Raw genomic sequence first — 24,787 nt, forward strand, 5'->3', positions numbered from 1 at the left:
GGCCGCGGAATGACCACGCTGCTGGTCGTCCAGCACGAGGACGAGTGCCCGCCCGGGATGCTGGGGCGCTGGTGGGTCGAGGACGGCGCCACCCTCGACGTCCGCCGCCCGTACGCCGGTGAGCCGCTGCCCCCGGACCTGGCGGGCCACGCCGGCCTGGTCGTCCTGGGCGGCCACATGGGCGCCGACGACGACGCGGACCACGCCTGGTTGGCCCCGACCAAGCAGCTCGTGCGGGTGGCCGCGGCCGGCGGCGTACCCGCGCTCGGGGTGTGCCTGGGCCACCAGCTGATGGCCAGCGCGCTGGGCGGACAGGTGCGTCGCAACCCCGCCGGGCCGCAGCAGGGGTTGCTGCGGGTGGGCTGGGAGGAGGCGGCCGCCGCCGACGACCTGACGGCCGCGCTCGCCGACCCGCGCCGCGGCGTGCACTGGAACGACGACGTCGTGCTCGTGCTGCCGCCCGGCGGCACCCGGCTCGCGACCGCCCCCGGCGGCGAGGTCCAGGCCGCCCGGCACGCCCCCTCGGTCTGGGGCGTGCAGTGGCACCCGGAGGCCGACGTCGACGTGGTGGCGGGCTGGCCGGGCACGGTGCGGGCCCACGACGAGGTCCGGGCCGCCGGCGAGGAGCTGGCCACGGCCTGGCGCCCGCTCGCCGCTGCGTTCCTGCGGCTGGTGCGCCGGCGCGAGGACGGCGCCGACGGGAGCGCGCACGCGTGAGCCGCGACGCCACGTCCAAGGGCGCGCTGCTGCGCCTGGGGTTCACCGACCCCGAGCGGGCCGCCGAGCACGTGGCCCAGCTCGGTGCCGGGGCCGAGGAGCTGCTGTGGACGCTGGGACGCACCGCCGACCCGGACCTGGCCCTGCAGCAGCTGGTGCGGCTGCGCCAGGCCGCGGGGGAGCAGGACGCCGACCCCGACGGCCTGCTCGCGGAGCTGGTCGAGGACGAGGGCACCGCCATGCGGCTGCTGTGCGTGCTGGGCGCCAGCGAGGCGCTCGGCGACCACCTGTGCCGCCACCCCGACCAGTGGCGCGAGCTGGTCGACCCGACGCTCGGCAGCACCCGCCCCGCGGCGTACGCCGTCCGCGAGGGGCTGCTGAGGGCCGTCGGCGCCGACCCGGCCGACCCGACGCCGACGGCCACCCTGGCCGACCACGAGGCGCTGGACGCCATGCGCGTGGAGTACCGCCGGGTGCTGCTGCGCCTGGCCGCCCGCGACCTGGCCCACCACCTCGGCGTGGACGACGCTGCGGCCGAGCTGAGCGACCTGGCCGCGGCAACGCTCGAGGCGGCGCTGGCCGTCGCGCGCCAGCGGGTGGGGGAGAGCGCCGCGCTGGCCCGGCTGGCGGTGGTCGCGATGGGCAAGTGCGGCGGCCACGAGCTCAACTACGTCTCCGACGTCGACGTCATCTTCGTCTACGAGCCGGTCGAGGGCGCCCCGCCCGACCAGGCCAACCGGGCGGCCACCCAGCTCGCCGCCCAGCTGATGCGGGCCTGCTCGGACCCGACCGGCGAGGGCGAGATCTGGCCGGTCGACGCCAACCTGCGTCCCGAGGGCCGCAACGGCCCGCTCGTGCGCACCCTGGAGAGCCACCGCGGCTACTACGAGCGCTGGGCCAGCACCTGGGAGTTCCAGGCCCTGCTCAAGGCGCGCGCGGTCGCCGGCGACCTCGAGCTCGGCCGGCAGTACGTCGAGATGGTGCAGCCGCTGGTGTGGACCGCCGCGGGGCGCGAGCGCTTCGTCGAGGACACCCAGGCGATGCGCCGACGGGTGCTGGAGCACATCCCGGCCAAGGAGGCCGAGCGCCAGCTCAAGCTGGGCTCCGGCGGGCTGCGCGACGTGGAGTTCGCGGTGCAGCTGCTGCAGATGGTCCACGGCAAGGCCGACGAGCACATCCGGCTCCCCACGACCCTCTCCGCCCTCGCGGCGCTCACCGAGCGCGGCTACATCGGGCGCGAGGACGGCGTCGCGATGCACGACTCCTACGCCTTCCTGCGCACCCTGGAACACCGGCTGCAGCTGCACCGGCTCCAGCGCACCCACGTCGTGCCCGACGACGAGGACGCCCTGCGCCGGCTCGGCCGCTCGATGGGCTTCCTCAAGAGCTCGGCCGCGGGGCTGCAGGACCAGTGGCAGCGCCACCGGGTCGAGGTGCGACGGCTGCACCAGAAGCTCTTCTACCGCCCGCTGCTCTCCGCGGTCGCGCGGATCCCGGGCGAGGAGGCGCGGCTGTCGCCGGAGGCGGCACGCGACCGGCTCGCCGCGCTGGGCTACGCCGACCCGTCCGCGGCGCTGCGTCACCTCGAGGCGCTGACCGCCGGTGTCTCCCGGGCCGCCCACATCCAGCGCGCCCTGCTCCCCGCGATGCTCGAGTGGTTCGCCGAGGGCCCTGACCCCGACGCCGGGCTCTTCGGGTTCCGCCGGATCAGCGAGGCCATGGGCAGCACGCCGTGGTACCTCGCCACCCTGCGCGACGAGGGCGAGGTGGCCCAGCGGATGGCCGCGGTCCTGTCCACCTCCCGCTACGCCACGATGCTGCTCGAGCGCGAGCCCGCCGGGGTGCGGATGCTGGGCGAGGACCTCTCCCCGCTAGGCGCCGAGGTGGTCACCGAGGAGATGCGCGCCGGTGCGGCCCGGCGCGACGACGTGGAGTCCGCGGTCCGCTCGATCCGCGGCGTACGCCGTCGCGAGCTGTTCCGGATCGCCGCGGGCGACCTGCTCGGGCTCACCGACGTCGACGTGGTCGGTGCGGGCCTGTCGCGGCTCACCGACGCGACCCTGACCGCTGCGCTGGAGGTCGTGGAGGACTCCGTGCGCCGGGCCCGCGGGCTGGAGGAGGCGCCGACGCGCTTCGCGATCGTCGCGATGGGGCGCTACGGCGGCTTCGAGCTGTCCTACGGCTCCGACGCGGACGTGCTCTTCGTGCACGACCCGGTGCCGGGAGCCGAGCCCCAGGTCGCGGCCGGCTACGCCCAGGCCGTGGCCAACGAGCTGCGCCGGCTGCTGTCGCTCCCGGGCGGGGACCCGCCGCTGGAGCTGGACGCCGACCTGCGCCCCGAGGGACGCCAGGGCCCGCTGGTGCGCACCCTGGACGCGTACGCCGCCTACTACGCCGGCTGGTCCCAGGTCTGGGAGGCCCAGGCGCTGCTGCGCGCCGACGCCGTGGTCGGCGACCAGGACGTGCGGCGCCGCTTCACCGAGATGGTCGACCCGCTGCGCTTCCCCGAGGGCGGCATCACCGACGACCAGGTGCTGGAGGTGCGGCGGATCAAGGCGCGCGTGGACCGCGAGCGGCTGCCGCGCGGGGCCGACCCGCAGACCCACCTCAAGCTCGGTCGCGGCGGGCTGGCCGACATCGAGTGGACCGTGCAGCTGCTCCAGATGCGACACGCCGGGCAGGTGCCGGCGCTGCGCACCCCTCGCACGCTGGAGGCGCTCGCGGCCGCGCGCGACGCCGGGCTCGTCGACGAGGACGACGCCGCGCTGCTGCAGCAGACCTGGCGCCGGGTCAGTCGCACCCGCAACGCCGTCACCCTGGTGCGCGGCAAGCCCAGTGACCAGCTGCCCTCCGACCCGAGGGAGCGGGCGGCGGTGGCGAGCATCCTCGGCTACCCCGAGGGCTCCTCCGAGGCGATGGTCGACGACCACCTGCGGCACACGCGCACCGCCCACGCGGTCGTGGACCGGATCTTCTGGGAGACTTGATGGCTGTGGGGCAGCAGGCCGGGCGGCCGCCGCTGCGCACTCACCAGCGGCTGGCGCTCACCGCGCTGGAGCAGGCCTGGGCATCGGGCCGGCGACGCGCCTGGACCGTGCTCCCGCCGGGCGCGGGGAAGACCCGGGTCGGGCTGGAGACCGCGGAGGCGCTGCTGGCCTCCGGCGAGGTCGAGCGCGTGGTCGTGCTCGGGCCCAACACCGCGATCGTCGGGCAGTGGGAGGCGCAGGCGGCCGCGCTGGACCTGGCCCTCACCGCCTGGACCTACCAGGCGGTCGCGCTCTTCGACCCCGATGCGGAGGTCGACGAGCAGGGCGAGGAGCAGTCCCAGGTGGCGCGGCTGCACGAGAACGGCCGGGCCCGGGTCGAGGAGCTGCGCGCCGCCGGCCCGCTGCTGCTCGTCCTCGACGAGTGTCACCACCTGCTCGAGGTGTGGGGCCGGCTGCTGGCCGAGCTGCTCGCCGACCTGCCCGACGCGCGGGTGCTCGGCCTCACCGCCACCCCGCCCGCCGCGCTCACCCGCGAGCAGGCCGAGCTGGTGGACACCCTCTTCGGCGGCACGGTCTTCGAGGCCTCCATCCCCGCGGTCGTGCGCGAGGGCGACCTGGCGCCCTTCGCCGAGCTGGTGTGGCTCGTGCCGCCCACCCCGCACGAGGCGGCGTGGGTCGACTCCAGCGCCGAGCGGTTCGCCGAACTCGTCGCCGCCCTCGCCGACCCGAGCTTCGGCTCCGTGCCCTTCCTGGAGTGGCTGGACCGGCGGCTGGTCGAGCGCAGCGCGTCGGGCGCCGCCACCGGGGCCGACGCCTCGTGGGCCCGGCTGGCCGCGGCCGAGCCCGGGCTGGCCGACGCCGCGCTGCGCCTGCACCACGCCGGCATGCTGACCCTGCCGCCGGGTGCGCGGCCGACCGAGGAGCACCGTCGCGACCCGAGCGCCGACGACTGGGTCCTGCTCGTGGGGGACTGGGCCACCGGCCACCTGCTGCGCAGCGAGGACCCCGCCGACGCCGCGGCCCTGGAGGGGGTGCGCCGGGCGCTGCCCGCCGTGGGCCACGTCCTGACCCGCAACGGCGTGCGGCGCGGCCGCTCACCGATCGACCGGGTGCTGGCCCGCTCGGAGGCCAAGACGCACGCGGCTGTGGAGATCGCGCGGGTGGAGCAGCAGGCGCTGGGGGAGCGACGCCGGCTCCTGGTGCTCTGCGACCACGAGAGCGCGACCGCCACGCTCCCGGTCGACCTGCGCGGGGTGCTCTCGGAGCAGGCCGGCTCCGCGCACGCCGTGCTGGCGGCACTGGTCAGCGACCCCGCGGGCTCCGACGCGCTGCTCGTGACGGGAAGCACGGTCGCCGGCGGCGTACCCACCCTGGAGGGGCTGGTCGCGCACGTCGCCACCACCGACGCCGGGCTCGCGGCCTCGCTGCGGGTCAGCCCGGAGCCCACCGTGCCCGGCGGGGCGGTGCACCGGCTCGAGGGGCCGTGGACCAGCCGGCGCTGGGTCCCGCACGTGACCCGGTTCCTCGAGCAGGGCGGCACGACGGTGCTCGTCGGCACCCGTGGGCTGCTCGGCGAGGGCTGGGACGCCCGCTCGGTCAGCGGCCTGGTCGACCTGACCTCGGTGACGACCACGACTGCTGTCGTCCAGACCCGCGGCCGCGCGCTGCGCACCGACCCCACCCACCCCGACAAGGTCGCGGTGAACTGGTCGGTGGTGTGCGTCAGCGACCGGCACCCGCAAGGCGACCGCGACTGGCTGCGGCTGGTGCGCAAGCACGCCGGCTTCTTCGGCGTCGACGCCGACGGCGAGGTCGTCGACGGGGTGGGCCACATCGACCCCGCCTTCTCGCCCTACGCCGCCCCGCCCGACAGCGAGGTCGACGCGGTCAACGCCCGGATGGTGCTGCGCGCCGAGGACCGCGCCGGCATCCGCGAGCGCTGGCGCGTGGGGGAGCCGTACGCCGACCGGCCCGGCCGCACGGTCCGCGTCCGCCCCCGGCGCGCGGGCACGGTGGGTACCCTCGCGACCCCGGTGCCGGTCGCCGTGCGCCTCGCCGGGCTCGAGCCGCGCCCGCCGGTCCCGCAGGCCACCCCGGGCGGGCCGGTCCTCGGTGGCGGCGCGTTGCTCGCGGGCGTGCTCGGGCCGGGTCTGGACCTGCCGGTCGTCGCGCTCGTCGTGCTCACCGTCGCGCTCGTGGCCGCCCTGCTGCTGCGACGTACGACGCTGGCCGGCCGCGGTCGCGCGCTGGTCGCGGCCGCGGCGGTGCCGCCCTCGGTCGAGCAGGTGGCCGGCGCCGTGGCCGACGCCCTCCACGACTGCGGCCTGGTCGGCGCGGGTGCGGCTGCGCTCGCGGTGGAGGTCGACGCCTCGGGAGAGTACCGCTGCCGCCTCGCCGGTGTGCCCGAGCCGGAGTCCGAGGTCTTCGCCCGGGCGCTCGACGAGGCGCTCGGGCCGGTGCTGTCGCCGCGCTACGTCGTGCCGCGGCACCTGCTGCTCGACCGCCCCCGGCCCACGAGCGAGCTGGTCGCCGCGGCCCGTGGACGGCTGCTCGAGCCGGACGGCACCGTGTGGCACCCGGTCCCCACCGTGCTCGGCGTGCGGGCCGAGCGCGCGGCCGCGTACGCGCGCGCCTTCGACCACTGGGTCGGGGGAGGGGAAGCGCTCTACACCGGCTCGCCCGAGGGTGCCGGGGTGCTCGCGGCCCAGCGCGGCAGTGACCCGTTCGACGTCGCGACCGTGATGCGCCGCCACTGGACCTGAGCCGGGCGAGCCGTCGTCGGTCGAGCCAGCGCGTCCTTCCGGACACGTGTGCCGGCTCGGCGGGACACGGTCGCGCGCGGAGGTCCGGGGCCAACCCCTCCGCCGCAGTCCACCCCCGGGACATGGGCTGCGCGCGGCCGAGACCGGGTCGTGCCGCGGGGCTCCTGCCCCCGGACCGAGAGCGGCAAACCACCGGTCGGTGGGGTGCTGCACTGGTCTGGACCGCGCGAGACCGAGACCGGGACCGAGATCGGGCACAGGTCGGGGAGGGCGGGGACCTTCGACCCTGCGACACCGCGCGGCGTGCGGAGCATGCTGGGGCCATGGGAAGCACTGAGGTCAAGCCCGTCCTCATCGACCTCGACGAGGACACCTGCTGGCAGCTGCTCGAGACGGTCTCGGTGGGCCGGCTCGCGTGGGTGGACGCGCACGGCCCGGTGGTCGTGCCGGTCAATCTTGCGGTCTCGGCCGGCTCCGTGGTCGTGCGCACCGCGGCGTACTCCACGATCGCGCGGGAGGTCGACGACAGCCGGGTGGCCGTGGAGGTCGACCTCGTCGACGACCAGGCGCGCACGGGGTGGAGCGTCCTGGTGCGGGGGGTGGCCAGGGTGCTGCTCGAGCCGGCCCCGGCCGACGCCCCGACGGCCTGGCCGACCGGCACGAAGTCGGCGACGGTGCGGATCCGGCCCACGACGGTCACCGGACGCAGGCTCGCCCGGCCGGTCTGAGGGCCGGCCGGGCGAGGGCTGCTGCGGGGTGCTGCGGGGTGCCGGGAGAACAGCGGTGAGTCAGAGACCCATGCTGCGCCCGATGATCTCCTTCATGATCTCGGTGGTGCCGCCGTAGATCCGCGAGATGCGGGAGTCGGTGTAGGCGCGCGAGATGGGGTACTCGCTCATGTAGCCGTAGCCGCCGTGCAGCTGCACGCCCGCGTCGACGGCCTTGGCCTGCAGCTCGGTGGTCCACCACTTGGCCATCGAGGCCAGCGACGGGTCGGCCTCGCCGGCGTTGAGCTTGAGGATGCACTCGTTGATGAAGGTGCGGGCGACGTAGGCCTCGGTGGCCATCTCGGCGAGCACGAAGCGGTTGTGCTGGAACTTGCCGATCGGCTTGCCGAAGGCCTCGCGCTCCTTGGCGTAGGCCAGGCACAGCTCGAGGACGTACTCGACGGCGGCCACGGCCTGGACGCCGATGGAGATCCGCTCCTGGGGGAGGTTCTGCATGAGGTAGATGAAGCCCTCGCCCTCCTTGCCCAGCAGGTTGGACTTGGGCACCTCGACGTTGTCGAAGAACAGCTCGGCGGTGTCCTGGGCCTTGAGGCCCATCTTGTCCAGGTTGCGGCCGCGCTCGAAGCCGGGCATGCCGCGCTCGACGACCAGCAGGCTGAAGCCCATGTGGCCGGCGTCGGGGTCGGTGCGGCAGACCACGATGACGATGTCGCTCATGATGCCGTTGGAGATGAAGGTCTTCGCGCCGTTGAGGACGTAGTGGTCGCCCTTGTCGACGGCGCTGGTCTTGATGCCCTGGAGGTCGGAGCCGGCGCCCGGCTCGGTCATGCCGATGGCCGAGATCAGCTCGCCGCTGACGCAGCCGGGGAGCCAGCGCTGCTTCTGCTCCTCGGTGCCGAGGGAGGTGATGTAGGGGACGATGATGTCGGTGTGGACCGGGAAGCCCGGGCCGCTCGCGCCGATGCGGGAGAGCTCCTCGGAGACCACCGCGTTGTAGCGGAAGTCGTCCATGCCCATCCCGCCGTACTCCTCGGGCACGTCGAAGCAGAGGAGCCCCTGCTCGCCGGCCTTGGTCCACAGCTCGCGGCTGACCTGGCCGTCCTTCTCCCACTGCTCCATGTGGGGGGCGACCTCCTTCTCCATGAAGGTCCGCACCATGGCGCGGAAGTCCTCGTGCTCCTGGGTGTAGATGGAGGTCGGCGTGGCCATCAGATGGGCTCCTCGGGGTCGCTGGGTCGTGCCGGTGGTGGTGCGGTGGTGGTGCGGAGGCAGTGCGCAGGTGGGTGGCCCACGTCACGCACGGCCGGTGGAAGAACTCTGACAGCACGACTGTCACAGTTCAAGTGTCATCTCAGCGGCTAGGGTGCCCTCCATGACCGCCGCCCTCGAGCCCCTCGACGGGCTGATGACCGTCGACGAGCTGGCCACCGCCGCCGGCCTGACGGTTCGCAACACCCGCTACTACTCCGGCCTGGGCCTGCTGCCCCCGCCGGTACGCCGCGGGCGGATGGCCTACTACGACCGGATGCACCTGGCGCACCTGGAGCTGGTGCGGGCACTGCAGGAGCACGGGTTCACCCTGCAGGCGATCGAGCGGGTCGTGAGCCGGCTGCCCGAGGACGCCACCACCGAGGACCTCGCCCTGCAGCGGGCGATGATGACCTCCTGGACGACCTCGGCCCCCGTGCCGGTGGACCGCGCTGCCCTCGAGCGCCGCGCCGGGCGCCCGCTCGTCGACGACGAGCTGACGCTCCTGGTCGTCATGGGTGCCCTCCAGGAGACCGACGAGGGCACCTACCTGGCGGCGCCCAACCTGGAGACCGGTCTGGAGCTGCTCGACCTCGACGTGAGCGCCGAGAGCCTCGGGGCCGCCTCCGAGGCGATCGGGCGCCACATGGAGGCGCTGGCCGAGGAGCTCACCACCATCCTGCGCACCCAGGTGCTCCAGCCCTACCGCCGTGCCGCCCGCGCCTCCGGGCAGTCGCCGGAGCAGGCGGCCCAGATGGAGCACACCGTCTCCCGGCTGCGCCAGCTGACCCTGGAGGCGGTCGTGACCGGCTTCCAACGGGCCGCCAACGCGGTCATCGCCCGCTCGCTCACGCGAGGCTGAGCGGCGCTACGCCCGGGGCGGCAGGCCCGAGGGGGAGCGGTCCCCCGGCGCCTTTCGCACTCCCGCGACGCGCGCCAGGGTCCCGCTCACGAGCGGCGGACCCGGTGTGGAGTGCGGTCCGTCGACCCTCAGTGCCGCACCGATCGGCGCGCCTCGCAGCGACCTGAGCGACCCGTCGGCCGGTCTGGACCGCGTGGCTGCTCAGGCCGCCTGCAAGTGCTGGCTGAACCAGGCGCCGACGTGGTGGAGGTACTCCTCCGGCTCGGAGAGCATGAGTGCGTGCCGGCGGTCGGTGATGACCTCGCCGTGCCAGTCCGGGCGGGCGGCGAGCACCTCGCGCAGTACCCGGGCAGGCACCAGGGCGTCGGCGGTGCCGCCCAGGACGAGGGTGGGCGCCTCCACGGAGCGGATCGCCCGCCAGGTCCAGCGCGGGTCGACCCAGCTGCGGGCGATCGAGAGGGTGCTGGTGCGCAGTGCCCGGCTGCGGTCGGCGACCTGGGCGGCGTCGGCCGAGAGCGCGTCGGCCGCCATGGCGGCGATGAGGGAGGGGCGCACGGCCGCGGGGTCGGTGAAGATGAGGCCCAGCAGCGCGCGGGCTCCCGGGTTGGCGTCGCGGCGGGTCGCTGCGGCGAGCAGGCCGCCGCCGATGCTGGGCAGGCCCATCGTCACGATGCCCTGGAGGGTCGGCACCGAGGGCGGCACCAGGCGCAGCGCGCACGCAGGCGGGAACGCGGGGGAGACCAGCACCAGCCGGTCGACCCGCTCGGGGTGGCGGGCCGCGAGGTGCGTGGCGACCAGGCCGCCCATGGAGTTGCCGTGCACGGTGGCCGTCTGCCACCCGAGCGCGTCCAGCACCCGGCGTACGAAGCGGACGTGGCCGCCGACGGTGAGCGGGTCGTGGGGCACGGCGCGGGTGTGCCCGAAGCCGGGCAGGTCGACCGCCACCACCGGGCCGTGCGCGGCGAGCGGGGCGATCACCTCGATCCAGTTGGCCGCGCTCCCGCCCAGCCCGTGCACGAGCAGCTGCGGGGTGCCCCCGCCGGGGCCGGCGGATTCGCCGGCGTCGGCGCGCAGCACCCGGACGGGGCGGCCGAGGACGTCGAGGGACTCCTGCCGCACGCCGCGCCAGGCGGGGTCGCTGCCGATCCAGGCGTCGTCGGGCAGGCTGGAGGGGGACGTCATGTGGAACACGTTCCCAGTCCGCGCCGTTGTGCGCACGCACCTTGGGGTGACCTAGCCTCTCGCCGTGAGCGCCCAAGCCCCCTCCGCCGTCGTCCTCGTCCGCGCGACCCGGTTCCTGCCGAACCCCGCGACCGCTGCCGACAACGCCTTCCAGTCTGACGTGCCGGCGGGGGAGTCCCCGGAGGTGATCTCGGCGCGGGCGCTGGCCGAGATGGACGCCGTGGCCGACGCGCTGCGGGCGGTCGGGGTGCGCGTCCACGTCTTCGAGGACCACGACCACACCCGCCCCGACAGCGTCTTCCCCAACAACTGGGTCTCCACCCACGCCGGGGGCCTGGTCGGCGTCTTCCCGATGTACGCCTCGAACCGGCGCCACGAGCGGCGTGCCGACGTGCTGGAGATGCTCAAGTCGGAGTACCGCGTCCAGGCGGTCGTCGACTACTCCGGCCTCGAGCCGGACGGCATCTTCCTCGAGGGCACCGGTGCGATGGTGCTGGACCACGTCTCACGGGTGGCCTACGTCGCGCGCAGCCACCGCGCCGACGAGCAGGTGTTGGAGCGCTTCTGCGCCGACTTCCTCTACGAGCCGATGGCCTTCGACGCCGTCGACTCCGCCGGGATCCCCGTCTACCACACCAACGTCATGGCTTGTGTGGGCACCGACGTCGCGCTCATGGCCCTCGACCTCATCCCCGACCCGGTGCGGCGCGAGCAGGTGCGCGAGCGGCTGACCGTCAACGGCCGCCGCCTCGTCGAGCTCACCGAGGAGCAGGTGCGCGAGTTCGCCGGGAACGCCGTCGAGCTGTGCGGGCGCCACCCGGACGGCCGCCGGCGCTACGTGATGGCGATGTCGGCGCGGGCCCGGGCCAGCCTGCGGCCCGACCAGGTCGCGGTGATCGAGGAGTCCTGCGAGATCGTCTCCGTCGACATCCCGACCATCGAGCTGGCCGGGGGGTCGGTGCGCTGCATGATCGCCGGCATCCACCTCGACCGGCGACCCGTGGCCGAGCGCGGACCGACGCTGGCGGTCGTGGCCATCAACGAGGACCACCCGGTCACCGCCGACGGGCGCCTGGTCAACCAGGGCTGAGCCCCGGCACCCCGCGTTGCCGCCACGAACAGGAACGTGTTCTAGTTCTGCGGTGCACGCGGACGCCGACCCCTACGACCTGCTGCCCCCCACGACGCCGGTCCTCATCGGCGTCGGCGAGGTCTCGGAGACCCTCGGCTCACCCGACTACGTCGCGCGGTCGGAGGCCGCCCTGGCCGCCGACGCGGTCCGCGCCGCGGCGGCCGACGCGGTCGCCGGTTCCGGCACCGACCCGGCGGAGGTCCTGGCGGCGCTGGACGCGGCGGCGATGACCCGCTCCTTCGAGGCCATGGGGTTCGGCTCCCCGCTGGGCACGCCGACGTCCTACCCCTGGGCGGTCCTGCGCCGGGTCGGTGCGTCGCCGTCGTACGTCGTGCACGACGCGCTCGGCGGGCAGACGCCCCAGAGCCTGGTCAACGAGCTCGCCCAGGCGGTCGCCGACGGCGAGCACCGGGTCGCGCTCGTCATGGGTGCCGACGTCACCTCGACGACTTGGCACTTCGCCCGCGGCGCGGGCGCCGGAGGCGAGCGGCCGGACTTCCACGAGGACGTCACCGGGCCCGAGGTCGACCGCGGGCGCGGCACCCACCTGGTCAACACCCGTCACCAGGTGCTGCACGGGATGACGAACGCGCCGGTGCAGTACGCCCTGCTCGAGCACGCCCGCCGGCACCGGCTGGGGCTGGACCGGCGCACCTACGCCCGGCAGATGGCCGAGCTGCTGGCCCCCATGAGCGAGGTCGCCGCCGCCCACCCGCACGCCGCGGCGCCCACCGTGCGCTCGGTCGAGGAGGTCGCCACCACGACCGCCGACAACCGGGTCGTGGCCGACCCCTACCGCCGCCTCATGGTGGCCCGCGACCAGGTCAACCAGAGTGCGGCCGTGCTGCTCGCCTCGGTCGAGGCGGCCCGCGCGCTGGGTGTGCCGCAGGAGCGCTGGGTCTTCCTGCACGGGCACGCCAGCCTGGCCGAGCAGACCATGCTCGAGCGCCCCGACCTCTCCCGCGGTCCCGCGACCGTGGCCGCGGTGCAGCACGCCCTGGAGGGCGCCGGCCTCGGCATCGAGGACGTCGACGCGATGGACCTCTACAGCTGCTTCCCGGTCGCGATCACCACCGTCACCGACGCCCTGGGCATCGACACCTCCGACCCGCGCCGGCTCACGCTCACCGGAGGGCTGCCCTTCTTCGGCGGCGCCGGCAGCAACTACTCGCTGCACGCCGTCGCCGAGGCGGTGCGCCGCACCCGCCGCGACCCCGCCGCCACGGTCCTGGTCGGCGCCAACGGCGGCCAGCTCTCCAAGTTCGCCGTCGGCGTGTACGCCGCCCGCCCGCGCCCCTGGGTCCCCGACGACTCGGCGGCCGTGCAGGCGGCGCTCGACGCCGGCCCGCGGGTGCCGTGGACCGAGGTGGCCGACGGTCCGGCCGTCGTGGAGACCTTCAGCGTGGAGCCGCGCCGCGACGGCACCCGCACCGCCCTGCTGGTCTGCCGCGACCTGGCCGGACGACGGTTCCTGGCGACGGCCGCGGCCGACGACGAGCTGCTGGGGCTGCTCGCCGACGAGGACGTCGAGCCGATCGGGGTGCGGGTCCATGCCCGCCACGTCCAGCACGTCAACCGGGTGGCCCTCACACGGGCGACCCTTGACCGGCTGCACCCGCTCCGGCGGCCGCGGCTGGACCGCGCGTTCGACCGGGTTGTCGTCGAGCGCGTCGGCGACCGGGTGGAGGTGGGCGTGCTGCGCCCCGTCCTCGACCGGCTCGCGCACACCGAGCTCGACGAGGTCGTCAGCGCCTACCTGGCCGACCCGGTCGCGCGCACCCTGCTGCTGCACGGCGGCGACGAGGTCTTCTGCGAGGGTCTCGACCTCACCGAGATCGGCTGGGGAGGCACCCTGGTCACCCCGCCGCACGGGGCCGCCGGCCTCACCGGGCGCGCCGACCTGGACAAGCCGGTCGTTGCGGCCGTCGCGGGTGCGGCGCACGACGCCGGCCTCGAGGTGCTGCTGGCCTGCCACGTCGTCGTGGCCGAGGAGGGTGCGACCTTCGCCCTCACCCAGCCCTGGAAGGGGCTGGTCGCCGAGCACGGCGCCCACGAGCGGCTCGCCGGGCTGGCGGGCCGCCGGCTCGCCGACGACCTGGTGCTCACCGGCCGGGTGCTCGACGCCCGGGAGGCGCTGGCCGCGGGGCTGGTGAGCCGGGTCGTGCCGCGGGGGAGCGGGCTCGCCGTGGCGCGCGAGCTCTGCGACCGGGTCGAGGGGGCCGCGCCCACGGCCGTGCGGGCCTCGCTGCGGATGTCCCGCGAGGTCGCCGTGCCCGGGCGCACCAGCCGCTGCGTCGACGAGGTGGCCTTCTCCGAGGACCTGCTGGACCGGCTGTCCTGACGGGCCGTGAACCTCGCCTGAACCGGGCAGGACTTCGGTCCCGCGCAGCCGTGCCCTCCGGCTCGTGCAGCCGCCCGACGCCCGGCCCACGCTGGGACCATGACGTCCCACGCCCCCTGCGAGACCGCCCTCGCGATGACCCGTGCCACGACCGGTGGGCGGGCGCCCTCGGTCGCGCGCGACGTCGTCGCCCTAGCCACCCGGGCCCCCAGCCTGCACAACACCCAGCCCTGGCGCTGGCGGATCGCCTCGGACGACGTCCTGGAGCTCTTCGCCGACCACGACCGGCAGCTGCGCGTCCTGGACCCGCGCGGGCGGCTGATGACCCTCAGCCTCGGGGCGGCCCTGCACCACGCGGTGGTCGCGGCCCGCGCCGTGGACCGGGCCGTGACGGTCGAGCGGTTCCCCGCGGACGGACCGCCGGACCTGGTCGCCCGGCTGCACCTCGGCGAGGTCGTGCACGCAGGTCCCGCCGAGCGGATCGCCCTCTCCTCGCTGGTCGCGCGCCGCACCGACCGCAGGCCGTTCAGCTCCTGGGAGCTGCCCGAGGACCGGTTGCGCCACCTGGGCGAGCTGGCGGCGTCGTACGGCGTCACGACGGTGCGGCTCGACGCCCGGCAGCGCGTGGCGGTGGAGCGGCTGGTGGCCGCGGCCGCGGGCCACCACGATGGCTCGCCGCTGACCGCGGGCGAGCTGGCCGAGTGGTGGGGCGGGGACCGCGAGGGCGCGGGCGTGCCGGGTGCACTGGTGCCCGACCGGCTCCTCGACCCCCTCGGGATCGGTCGGTGCGAGGGCGGGGCCCTCGAGGTGGACGCCCCGGACGACTGCGCCTCGCAGCACACGGCGGTCCTGGCGCTGTGCCACCCCGACGACAGCCCCGACGGTTGGCTGGCCACCGGGGAGGCGATGAGCGCGGTCTGGCTCGAGGCGGTGTCCGAGGGCCTCGGCATGGTGCCGGTCTCGCTGCCCGTGGAGGTGGCGGAGGTGCGCGTGCGGCTCCGTGAGGACGTGCTGGGGCTGCTTGCCCACCCGCAGCTGCTGCTGCAGGTGGGGTGGCCGCACACCGCCTCGGCCCGGCTGGCCCCCTCGCCGCGTCGACCCCTGGACGACGTGATCGTGCCCTGACCCGCCGCCGGGTCAGGCGACCCGGCCCTGGGGAGCCGTGCGTGCGGTCATGCCCGGGTCGGAGACGACGGCGTCGCCGAGCACCTCGTCGATCTTCGTGAGCAGGTCGGCGTCGAGCTTCTTGCCCGCGGCGGCCACGTTGTCGTGGACCTGCTCGGGGCGCGAGGCGCCGACCAGGGCGGAGGCGACGTTGGGGTTCTGCAGGACCCAGGCGACGGCGAGCTGGGCCATCGTGAGGCCGGCCTCCTCGGCGAGCGGCTTGAGCTGCTGCACGCGGGTGAGCAGGTCGTCGTCCATCCAGCGCTTGATCATGTCGGCGCCGCCCTTCTCGTCAGTGGCGCGCGAACCGGCCGGCGGGGCCTGGCCGGGCTGGTACTTGCCGGTCAGCACGCCCTGGGCGATCGGGCTCCACACGATCTGGGAGATCCCGAGCTCCTCGCAGGTCGGGACGACCTCGCCCTCGATGACGCGCCACAGCATGGAGTACTGCGGCTGGCTGCTGATCAGCTGGATCCCGAGGTCCTTCGCCAGCGCGTGGCCGGCACGGATCTGCTCGGCGGTCCACTCCGAGACGCCGATGTAGAGCGCCTTGCCCTGCCGCACGACGTCGGCGAAGGCCTGCATGGTTTCCTCCAGCGGCGTCTCCGTGTCGTAGCGGTGCGCCTGGTAGAGGTCCACGTAGTCGGTCCTCAGCCGGGTCAGCGACCCGTTGATCGACTCCATGATGTGCTTGCGGGACAGACCGGTGTCGTTCTTGCCGCCGGGACCGGTCGGCCAGTAGACCTTCGTGAAGATCTCCAGCGACTCGCGCCGCTCGCCGGCCAGTGCCTCGCCGAGCACGGTCTCCGCCTTGGTGTTGGCGTAGACGTCGGCGGTGTCGAAGGTGCTGATGCCCGCGTCCAGGGCGGCCCGCACGCAGGCGGTCGCCGCGTCGTTCTCGACCTGCGACCCGTGGGTCAGCCAGTTGCCGTAGGTGATCTCCGAGATCTTGAGCCCGCTGTTGCCGAGGTATCGAAACTCCATGCACCCCAACCTAGGACCCCCGGGGTCACCCTCCCAGTGGGCTGCGCACGCGCGACGGCGCCGCACCCCGGTGGGGGTGCGACGCCGTCGTGGTGTGCTGCAGTGCCGTGCGCTGCGGGGGAGCGGGGGTGGCTCAGCCCTCGAAGCAGGCGCCGTCGATCTCGGCGGCCTCGGCGGTGGGACCGGTGAAGAAGTCCTCCAGGAGCGCCAGGCCGGCGTCGGCGTCGGGGTCGACGCTCGAGAGCACGCTCTGGCGGAAGAGGTCGTTGTCACCAGTGCGGTTGCCGGCCTCCTCGGGCAGCATGCCCTCGAAGTCGACGGTCTCCAGTGCCTGGACGGCCTCGAGCAGACCGGCGCGGGTGCCCTCGTAGTCGCCGCCGAGCCACTCCTCGAGGGCGGCCTTCATCGGGTAGCTCCACGCCCAGCCGGAGGTGTAGCCGTCGTTGGGCTGGTCGACCTCGCCCAGCGCCTCGCGCATGGCCTCGTGGCCGGGCGTGTCGGTGCCGTAGGAGCCCCACGGGCCCACGTGGACGAACAGCTGCTCGAGCGCCGGGCCGGCCGGGCTCTGCAGGAGGGCGGGGTTCCAGGTCGGGGAGGAGCCGAGGAACTGGCCCTGATAGCCCTGGGCCGCGGCCTGGCCGACGATGACCGCGGTCTCCGTCGGACCGGTGCCGAGGATGACCAGGTCCGGGTCCTGCCGGACGATGGCCGACACGGCGCCCGACTGCGCCTCCTGGCCAGGAGCGGTCTCGACGTTGGTGAAGTCGATGCCGTTGGCCTCGGCCGCGATCTCGGCGCCCGCCGCGGCGTCGCCGCCGTAGTCACCGGGGAAGCCGACGGCCATGACCGACGAGATGTCCTCGTTCTCGACGAAGTAGTCCACGCCGTTCATGGCGTCGACGCAGTACGACGAGCCCGACTCCAGGATGTTGTCCTCGAAGCCCCACAGCGACGTCCACGACGCCGGGGCGCCGATGACGTCGGCGCTCTTCATCTGCTCCAGGATCGCGAGCGTGGTCGGCGAGCCCAGGGTATGGGCCAGCGCGAGGACGTCGCCCTCGATCTCGCTGTAGACCTGGGCGTGGGTCTCGGGGTTGTAGAGGTTGTCACGGACGTACTCGGTGACGTCGATGTCGTAGCCACCGATCCCGCCGTCCTCGTTGACCCGCTCCCAGAACGCCGCCTGGGCGTCGGTGATCGGCACGCCGAGCGGCGCGAACGGTCCCTGGGTGAGGTCCGAGATGGTCCCCAGGTAGATGCACCCGTTGTCCTCGTTGACGGCGTCCGGGCACGGCTCGTCGCTGACGCCCGGTGCCGAGATGGCGCCGTCGCCCTCCTCGGTGTCGCCACCGCGGCAGCCGGTGGCGGCCATCGCGAGGGCTGCGAGGAGCACCCCCATCTTGCGCAGCTTCATTGCAGTTCTCCTTTTGCGTTGATCCGGACGTTCAGTAGCTGAACGGCCAGCTCTTCCAGTAGATGCGGATCCGCATCCAGATACCGAACAGGCCCCGAGGTTCGAACAAGAGGAACACCACGATCAAGAGTCCGTAGAGGATCTGCTCGACCTGGAACACGTTGGGTGTCTCTGTCACCTGTTGGCTGATCAGGGGGATGAAGGCGGGCAGCTCGCGGGTCAGTGTCGGTAGGAGCGACACGAACAGGGCGCCCGCGATGGTGCCTCCCACGGTGCCGGCACCGCCGATGAGGACCATCGCGATGAACTGCACCGAGAGCAGGAGGTTGAACGACGCCGGGTCGAAGAATCCCGAGACGGTGTAGAGCAGTCCGCCCGCGCAGCCGGCGTAGAAGGAGGAGATGCCGAAGGCCAGCGCCTTGGTGCGCGGCAGGTCGATCGACATCATCTCCGCGGCCATGTCCCGGTCGCGCACGGCCGAGAAGGCACGGCCGACGCGGGAGCGTGCGAGGTTGCGGGCGCCGAGGGCGAAGACCAGCATCAGCACGAACATCAGCAGGTAGAGCTGCTGCTCGCGGCTGAACATCTCGGTGCCCTCGGAGAAGTCGAAGCCGAAGAGCTGCGGCGTCGCGGCCGAGCGACCGACGCCCGCCCCACCGGTGAGGTCGCTCCACTCGCGGAAGACGTGCTCGCCGATGAAGACCAGGCCCAGGGTCACGATGGCCAGGTAGAGGCCGCGCAGACGGGTGGCCAGGGGAGCGACCGCGACGCCGAACGCGGCGGCGACGAGGCCCGAGGCGGGCAGCCAGATCCACATCTCCTCGATGCCGAAGCCGATGGTGCGCCCCTCCGGGTCGCCGGAGATCGCCGCGGCCGTGTAGGCGCCGACGCCCAGGAAGAAGGCGTGGCCCAACGACACCTGGCCGGCGAGCCCGGTGACGATGTTGAGGCCCAGCGCGCCGATGGCGAAGACGAAGGCGATCGCCAGGGTACGAAGCAGTGCGTCCTCGAGCACGAAGGGCCCGAGCAGGCCGAGCAGGATGATCGCCCCGACCGCGACCTGCTTGGGTCGGGTGTTGAAGAGCGCCAGCTCCTGGGAGTAGGACCGGTAGAAGCCGGGCCGTCCGGAGACCTTGGTGCTGACCCGGGCGGTCCCGGGCAGGGACCGCTTCGGGGCGGTCGGCTTGGTCGTGGTCGTGGTGCTCATACGCGCCTCACCTCTGCAGTGCCGAAGATTCCGTAGGGGCGGACCAGCAGGACCGCGAGCATCACGACGTAGGGCGAGACCAGCGCCACGTTGTCACCCAGCCACGGGGCGTAGTCGCGCTGGTAGGTGCCCACCAGCGCCTCGGCCACCCCGATCAGCAGGCCGCCGATGACGGCTCCCTCGAGGGAGTCCAGGCCGCCGAGGATGATCGCGGGCAGGGCGACCAGGGCGACGATCCACAGCTGGCGGTCGACACCGGCCCCGGTCGCCAGGAGGGAGCCGGCGATGGCGGCGAGACCGCCGGCGATCGCCCACGAGAGGGCGAAGACGCCGCCCACGCTCACGCCCATGGTCATCGCGGCCTCCTGGTCGAGGGCGGCGGCGCGCATGGCCAGGCCGTACTTGCTGCGCTGGAAGAAGAAGTAGAGCGCCGTGATGACCAGGGCGACGGTGCCCATCATCACGAGGTGCCGGATCTGCACGTCCAGGCCGAGCACCGAGACCGCGTCCAGGCCCCACGGGAAGCCGATGGGCCGGGCGCCCAGGCCGATGAAGCCGTTGACGACGACGCGCACGGCGATGTCGATGCCCAAGGTGATGATGGCGACCACGAAGACCGCCTTGCCCACCATCGGCCTGATGGCCAGCCGTTCGATCAACAGTGCGAAGGCCGCCGTGATGATGGCCGCGACGGCCACCGAGAAGAAGAACGAGAAGCCCGTGAAGAGCACCACGCCCATGGCCGGGACGAGGTACGACGTCACGACCGCCCCGGTGAGCATCAGCGCCGGCTGCGCGAAGCTGATGACGCTCGTGGCCTTGTAGATGATCACGAAGCCCAGGGCCAGCAGTGCGTAGACCGAGCCCGTGCCGAGTCCGCGGATCACCGCCTCCAGGAAGGTGCTCATCGGGCACCACCGCCGTACATGGACTCCACCATCTCCTCGAATGACTTCGTGACTGCGGAACGCTTGACCTTCTGCGTGGCGGTGAGCTCACCGTCCTCGTGGTCCAGCTCCTTGGGCAGCAGGCGGAACTCCTTGATCTGCTCGACCGAGGCGAACCTGCTGTTGACGTCGTTGACGACCGTCCGGACGAGGTCGACGACCTCGGGCTTCTCGGTGAGGTCGCGGTAGGTGCTGAAGCCGAGCTTCTTGCGCTGCGCCCACTCGCCCACGGTGTCGAGCTCGATGCCGATGAGGGCCGTGAGGTACTTGCGGCCGTCGCCGATGACCAGCGCCTCCTTGACGAAGGGGGAGGTCTTCAGCTCGTTCTCGATCTGCGAGGGAGAGATGTTCTTGCCGCCGGCCGTGATGATGATGTCCTTCATCCGGTCGGTGATCTTCAGGTGCGTGCCCTCGACCCACTCGCCGACGTCGCCGGTGTGCAACCAGCCGTCCTCCTGGAGGACCGCGGCCGTGGCCTCCGGCTTGCGCCAGTAGCCGGCGAAGACGCCGGGGTGGCGGGTGAGGATCTCGCCGGTGGTCTCGTCGATCTTCACCTCGACCCCGGGGTGCGCCTCGCCCACCGTGCCGAGCCGGACCCGGCCCGGGCGGTTGGCGGTGGCCACCGCGGTGTTCTCGGTCATGCCGTAGACCTCGTGCATCGGCACGCCCAGGCCCATGAAGAACTTCAGCACCTCGGGAGCGATCGGGGCGGCACCCGAGGCGGCGTACCGCACCCGGCGCATGCCCAGCCGCTCGCGCAGGGCGCGGTAGCAGAAGATCCAGCCCACGCCGTACTTCAGCCGGGTGGCGGCGGTGTGCTTGCCGCCGGTGCGGACCAGCTCGTCGCCGATGCCCGCGGCCACCTTGAGCCAGAACTGGGCGTTGGCGCGCTTGAGCCGACTCGCGGCGGCGATCCGGATCTCCACACCGGCCATCAGCTTCTCCCAGATGCGCGGGACGCCGAAGAGCACGGTCGGCTGGACCTCGCGGAGGTTCTGGGGGACGGTCTCGATGGACTCGGCGAAGTTGACCTGGGTGGCTGCCGCGGCGTTGAACCAGGTCGTGAAGATGCGCTCGGCCACGTGTGAGAGCGGCAGGTAGGACAGCAGCAGGTCGTCGGGTCCCGGCGGCGGGTTGGTGAAGGCCCCCTCCTCGGCGAGGATCCTGATCGCGAACTCGACGTTGCGGATCGTGAGCATGCCGCCCTTGGGCGGACCGGTGGTGCCCGAGGTGTAGATCAGCGTCGCGAGGTCGTCGGGCTCGGCAGCCGCTGCGATCGCGTCCACCGCGCCCTGGTGCGAGGAGAGGTGCCGCTCGCCGAGGTGCAGGAACTCCTCCCACGACATGAGCTTCTCGTGGGTGTAGCGCCCGCGGATGCCGCGCGGCTCGATGTAGACGATCTTCTCCAGGTGCGGCGCCCGGTCGATGACCTCGAGGGCCTTGTCGACCTGCTCCTGATCCTCGGCGATGAGCACCCGGGCGCCGGAGTCCTCCAGGAGGTAGGCCACCTCGGCCGCCGGGTTGGTCGGGTAGACACCGACCGAGGCGGCGCGCACGGCCATGGCGCCCATGTCGGCGACCAGCCACTCGGGCCGGTTCTCGGAGTGGATCGCGACCCGGTCGCCGGGCTCGAGGCCCAGGGCGAGCAGGGCGTGCCCGGCGAGCTGCACGTGCTCCCAGTACTGCGCCCAGGTCCACTCCCGCCACACGCCGAGGTGCTTGTCGCGCAACGCGACGGCGTCGGCGCGGGTGCGGGCGTGGTCGCGGATCCGGGTCACCGGCGTGGTCGTGCCGGTGCGGCCGGTCGGACCCGTGGTGCGTTCGGCGGTGGTCGTCACGACGAGAGCTCCTGTCCGAGGTAGGCGCGGATGACGTCGGGGTGGCGCTGGACCTCGGCCGGGGTGCCCGTGGTGATGGGGGTCCCGAAGTCGACGACGAGGATCCGGTCGGCGAGGTCCATGACCAGGCCCATGTCGTGCTCGACCATGATGATCGGGACGTCGAGCTCGTCGCGGATGTCGAGGACGAAGCGCGCCATGTCCTCGGTCTCCTCGAGGTTCATGCCGGCGACCGGCTCGTCGAGCAGCAGCAGCTGGGGCTGCATCGCCAGGGCGCGACCGAGCTCGACGCGCTTCTGCACGCCGTACGGCAGCAGGCCCACGGGCATGCCCCGCCACGACTCCAGCTCCAGGAAGTCGACGATCTCCTCGCAGACCTTGCGGTGCTGGACCTCCTCGGTCTTGGCCCGGCCCCACCAGCCGAAGGCGGAGAGCCAGCCGTACTCGATGTGCTGGTGGCGACCCAGCATCAGGTTGTCGGTCACGGTGAGCTGCTCGAAGAGCGCGATGTTCTGGAACGTCCTGGCCACGCCGCGACGGGCGATGTCGCTGGGCTTCTTGCCCAGGACGTCTTCGCCCATGAAGCGGACGCGCCCCTCCTGCGGCCGGTAGACACCCGAGATGACGTTGAACAGCGACGTCTTGCCCGCGCCGTTGGGCCCGATGACGGCGAACAGCTCGCCGGGCTCCACGTGCAGGCTGACGCCGTTGATGGCCTTAACGCCCTTGAAAGACAGATGCACGTCGTCCAGCTGGACGACCGGGCTGGCGGCGCTCATGCCGACCACCTCTTCTTCCTGCGGTAGTGCTTGGCGTCCCGGAAGGACTTGCGGCTCGAGCCGTCCTCGCCGGGGTGGAGGCCGAGGTAGAACTCGCGGACGTCGTCGTCGGCGAGGAGCTCGGCGGCGGGCTTGTCCAGGACGACGCGTCCGGTCTCCATGACGTAGCCGTGGTGGGCGACCGACAGGGCCATCGAGGCGTTCTGCTCCACGAGGAGCACGCCCGTGCCGGTGCTGTTGATCTCCACGATGACGTCCCGGATGGCCTCGACCATCAGCGGCGCCAGGCCCAGGGACGGCTCGTCGAGCAGCAGGTAGCGCGGGTTGGACATCATGGCCCGGCCCATGGCGAGCATCTGCTGCTCGCCGCCGGAGAGGTAGCCCGCGGTGAGGGTGCGGCGGTCGGAGAGGACCGGGAACAGCGAGTAGACCCGCTCCAGGTTCTCGGCCATCTCGGCGCGCGCGGTGTGCGCGCCGACCTTGAGGTTGTCCTCGATGCTGAGCTCGACGAAGACCCGCCGACCCTCCAGCACCTGGCGCACGCCTTTGCGGACCACCGCCTCGGGCGGCGTACGCCGCAGGTCCTCACCGTCCAGGCTCACCGAGCCCTTCGTGATCTCGCCCTCGTGGACGTCGAGCAGGCCGGTCAGGGCCCGCAGCAGCGAGGTCTTGCCCGCGCCGTTGGCGCCGAGCAGGGCCACGATCCGGCCGTCGGGGACCTCGAGGCTGACGCCTCGGAGGGCGAGCACGACGTCGTCGTAGACCACCTCGAGGTTGCGCGCGCTCAGCACATGCGCTCCTGTCGTCGTGGGGACGCACGGGGTGCGACCCGGTGTGGGGCCCGGTGGGGCACTGCGGAGATGTGTAGGTGGGCTCGTCGATTGTGACGTGCGCCTCATCGTGCCGCCACGCCCCTCCGCCGTCTTTGTGCGGCTCCACAGACTTCTGTGGGACCCGATCACTACACCCGCCGGCCAGCTGACGGACGGGTGGTGCCACGGGACGCGCAGTCCGTGGACAGGTGCTGGTGTGACGGGGGTCACCGGGGGAGACTGGCGGGACCAGCCGGGGACCGAGTACCGAGCAGGACGGGCAGGACAGTGACGGAGAGCAGCACAGCGAACCAACCAGAGACGGTGGAGCGCGCGCCCGGCGACGACGATGTCGCCCCAGCCGTGCCGCAGGCTCGTCGGCGCCTGGGCACAGCCGAGGGGGCTGACCTCCTTGCGGGCTGGGTGCGTGGGCGCGTCGACGAGATCGCCGAGGGGGCGACCGCCGCGATCTGGGACCAGGTCGACGTCTACTCCTCCTTCGAGGACCGCACCCTGCGCTCGGAGGTCCAGTCCCACTGCCGCCAGGTCTTCGGCGCCTTCCTCAGCAGCGTCGAGGACCGGCGCAACCCGATTCGGCGCGACTTCCCCTGGACGGGGCGGCACGCCATGCGTCGGGTCGACCTCGGAGTGGCCCTGCCAGACTTCATGAAGGCCTTCCGGATCGGCCAGATCCAGCTGTGGGACGGTGTCCTCGACGGCGTCGCACATCACCCCGAGACGAAGGACGCCGCGCTGACGATCGTCGGCCAGGTCATGCGCACCATCGAGGTGGGCAGCACCGCGGCCGCCGAGGCCTACCTCGAGGCCCAGCAGTTCCAGCTGGCTGACTCCGCCCGGCTGGCGCGCGACCTGCTCGACGACCTGCTCGAGGGTCGCCCGCCCACGGTCCAGCCGCGCGTGCAGATGCTCGCCGAGGTGGGCATCGCCGAGGACAGTCCGCTCGTCGTGGTGGCCGGCTCGTTCACCGTCAACGCCGAGCAGTCGGCGGACCGGACCAGCCAGGCGATGCTGCGCAGTGCGCTCACGAACCCCGGCCGCGGGCTGGTCGTGGTGCGCCACGACGAGGTCGTGGCCGTCATGCCGGTGGACCCCAGCGGGGAGGAGCGGACCCTGGCCCGCATCCGTGCCGGAATCGCCTCACTCTCGGGTCGAGGGGTCTTCCCCAGTGTCGGCGTCAGCTCGGTCCGCCAGGGCTTCCTCGACGTCCCCGAGGCCTACGAGGAGGCACGGCTGGCCCGCCGCTCGCTGCGCGGCCGGGCCGGAGTCCAGTCGCTGTCGACGATGTCGACCCTGGACTACCTCGTGCAGACCCACGACCGCACCGCCCGCCGGCTGGTCCGCCCCGAGGTACGCGCCTTCGTGCAGGAGGACCTCGCCTCGGGCGGCACCTTCGTGGAGACCCTGCGCCAGTACGTCGCCTGCGACCTCAACGCCAAGCTGGCGGCGATGGCGCTGCACGTGCACGCCAACACCGTCTACTACCGCCTGGAGCGGATCGCCGAGCGCACCGGCTGCGACGTGCGCCGGGTCGAGGAGCTGATCGACCTGCTGCTCGCGGTCAGCCTGGTATCCGGCTCCTCCGACTGAGGACCCTCCGCCCGCTCGCCTCCTCCGGTCGAGGGGTGCCCGGCCCGGTAGGTTCGACCCTGCCGTGACCCGTCG

Annotated in this window: 18 protein-coding genes; 9 read left to right on the forward strand and 9 right to left on the reverse strand. The window is 73.3% G+C overall.

What is annotated here, in order from left to right; all coding sequences use genetic code 11:
* Positions 1-9 precede the first annotated feature (9 nt).
* From ACYVID_RS14620 to ACYVID_RS14635, 4 genes are all read left to right on the forward strand, one after another.
* Positions 10-717, forward strand: a complete 708-nt coding sequence (locus tag ACYVID_RS14620; protein ID WP_460738266.1) for a type 1 glutamine amidotransferase — start codon at positions 10-12, stop codon at positions 715-717.
* A complete protein-coding gene (locus tag ACYVID_RS14625; protein WP_460738267.1) occupies positions 714-3,704 on the forward strand; it encodes a bifunctional [glutamine synthetase] adenylyltransferase/[glutamine synthetase]-adenylyl-L-tyrosine phosphorylase in 2,991 nt (996 codons plus the stop codon). The genes ACYVID_RS14620 and ACYVID_RS14625 overlap by 4 nt, the downstream gene beginning before the upstream one ends.
* Entirely contained in the window at positions 3,704-6,466 is a 2,763-nt protein-coding gene (locus ACYVID_RS14630) for a DEAD/DEAH box helicase family protein (protein WP_460738269.1), read from the forward strand. The genes ACYVID_RS14625 and ACYVID_RS14630 overlap by 1 nt, the downstream gene beginning before the upstream one ends.
* 323 nt (positions 6,467-6,789) lie before the next feature.
* Positions 6,790-7,194 (forward strand): pyridoxamine 5'-phosphate oxidase family protein, encoded by a 405-nt coding sequence (locus ACYVID_RS14635; RefSeq protein ID WP_460738271.1) that lies wholly within the window; start codon positions 6,790-6,792, stop codon positions 7,192-7,194.
* A gap of 60 nt (positions 7,195-7,254) precedes the next feature.
* Here the strand turns inward: ACYVID_RS14635 and ACYVID_RS14640 are convergent, their stop codons facing one another.
* Entirely contained in the window at positions 7,255-8,403 is a 1,149-nt protein-coding gene (locus ACYVID_RS14640) for an acyl-CoA dehydrogenase family protein (protein ID WP_460738273.1), read from the reverse strand.
* Positions 8,404-8,566: 163 nt separating this feature from the next.
* Between ACYVID_RS14640 and ACYVID_RS14645 the strand changes: the two genes are divergently transcribed.
* Complete coding sequence (locus ACYVID_RS14645) at positions 8,567-9,304, forward strand: MerR family transcriptional regulator (RefSeq protein ID WP_460738275.1); 738 nt, start codon at positions 8,567-8,569, stop codon at positions 9,302-9,304.
* A gap of 201 nt (positions 9,305-9,505) precedes the next feature.
* On the opposite strand, the gene ACYVID_RS14650 is transcribed toward ACYVID_RS14645, so the two are convergent.
* The gene (locus ACYVID_RS14650; protein WP_460738277.1) at positions 9,506-10,486 is read right to left on the reverse strand and encodes an alpha/beta fold hydrolase; all 981 of its coding nucleotides are present in this window, start codon (positions 10,484-10,486) and stop codon (positions 9,506-9,508) included.
* A 64-nt stretch (positions 10,487-10,550) separates the two neighbouring features.
* Here ACYVID_RS14650 and ctlX point away from each other — a divergent pair, with 64 nt between their 5' ends.
* From ctlX to ACYVID_RS14665, 3 genes are all read left to right on the forward strand, one after another.
* Positions 10,551-11,576, forward strand: a complete 1,026-nt coding sequence (gene ctlX / locus ACYVID_RS14655) for a citrulline utilization hydrolase CtlX (RefSeq protein ID WP_460738279.1) — start codon at positions 10,551-10,553, stop codon at positions 11,574-11,576.
* Between the two features lie 52 nt (positions 11,577-11,628).
* Positions 11,629-13,959 (forward strand): enoyl-CoA hydratase-related protein, encoded by a 2,331-nt coding sequence (locus tag ACYVID_RS14660; protein WP_460738281.1) that lies wholly within the window; start codon positions 11,629-11,631, stop codon positions 13,957-13,959.
* Positions 13,960-14,058: 99 nt separating this feature from the next.
* Positions 14,059-15,084 carry an Acg family FMN-binding oxidoreductase gene (locus ACYVID_RS14665; RefSeq protein ID WP_460738282.1) on the forward strand — a complete coding sequence of 342 codons (1,026 nt, stop codon included), beginning with the start codon at positions 14,059-14,061 and terminating at the stop codon, positions 15,082-15,084.
* 12 nt (positions 15,085-15,096) lie between these two features.
* Here the strand turns inward: ACYVID_RS14665 and ACYVID_RS14670 are convergent, their stop codons facing one another.
* The 7 genes from ACYVID_RS14670 to ACYVID_RS14700 form a co-directional block, all read right to left on the reverse strand.
* Complete coding sequence (locus ACYVID_RS14670; RefSeq protein WP_460738284.1) at positions 15,097-16,107, reverse strand: aldo/keto reductase family protein; 1,011 nt, start codon at positions 16,105-16,107, stop codon at positions 15,097-15,099.
* 133 nt (positions 16,108-16,240) lie between these two features.
* A complete protein-coding gene (locus ACYVID_RS14675) occupies positions 16,241-17,521 on the reverse strand; it encodes an ABC transporter substrate-binding protein (protein ID WP_460738286.1) in 1,281 nt (426 codons plus the stop codon).
* A 31-nt stretch (positions 17,522-17,552) separates the two neighbouring features.
* Entirely contained in the window at positions 17,553-18,728 is a 1,176-nt protein-coding gene (locus ACYVID_RS14680; protein ID WP_460738288.1) for a branched-chain amino acid ABC transporter permease, read from the reverse strand.
* Positions 18,725-19,636: a branched-chain amino acid ABC transporter permease gene (locus ACYVID_RS14685; protein WP_460738290.1), complete on the reverse strand. Its 912-nt coding sequence runs from the start codon at positions 19,634-19,636 to the stop codon at positions 18,725-18,727. The genes ACYVID_RS14680 and ACYVID_RS14685 overlap by 4 nt, the downstream gene beginning before the upstream one ends.
* Complete coding sequence (locus tag ACYVID_RS14690) at positions 19,633-21,513, reverse strand: AMP-dependent synthetase/ligase (RefSeq protein WP_460738292.1); 1,881 nt, start codon at positions 21,511-21,513, stop codon at positions 19,633-19,635. The genes ACYVID_RS14685 and ACYVID_RS14690 overlap by 4 nt, the downstream gene beginning before the upstream one ends.
* Positions 21,510-22,292, reverse strand: a complete 783-nt coding sequence (locus tag ACYVID_RS14695; protein ID WP_460738294.1) for an ABC transporter ATP-binding protein — start codon at positions 22,290-22,292, stop codon at positions 21,510-21,512. Before ACYVID_RS14695 ends, ACYVID_RS14690 begins: the two co-directional genes overlap by 4 nt.
* Complete coding sequence (locus tag ACYVID_RS14700) at positions 22,289-23,083, reverse strand: ABC transporter ATP-binding protein (RefSeq protein ID WP_460738295.1); 795 nt, start codon at positions 23,081-23,083, stop codon at positions 22,289-22,291. Before ACYVID_RS14700 ends, ACYVID_RS14695 begins: the two co-directional genes overlap by 4 nt.
* Positions 23,084-23,527: 444 nt before the next feature.
* Here ACYVID_RS14700 and ACYVID_RS14705 point away from each other — a divergent pair, with 444 nt between their 5' ends.
* Entirely contained in the window at positions 23,528-24,712 is a 1,185-nt protein-coding gene (locus ACYVID_RS14705; RefSeq protein ID WP_460738297.1) for a PucR family transcriptional regulator, read from the forward strand.
* Positions 24,713-24,787: the final 75 nt, after the last annotated feature.

This window comes from Nocardioides ginkgobilobae (assembly GCF_054781275.1).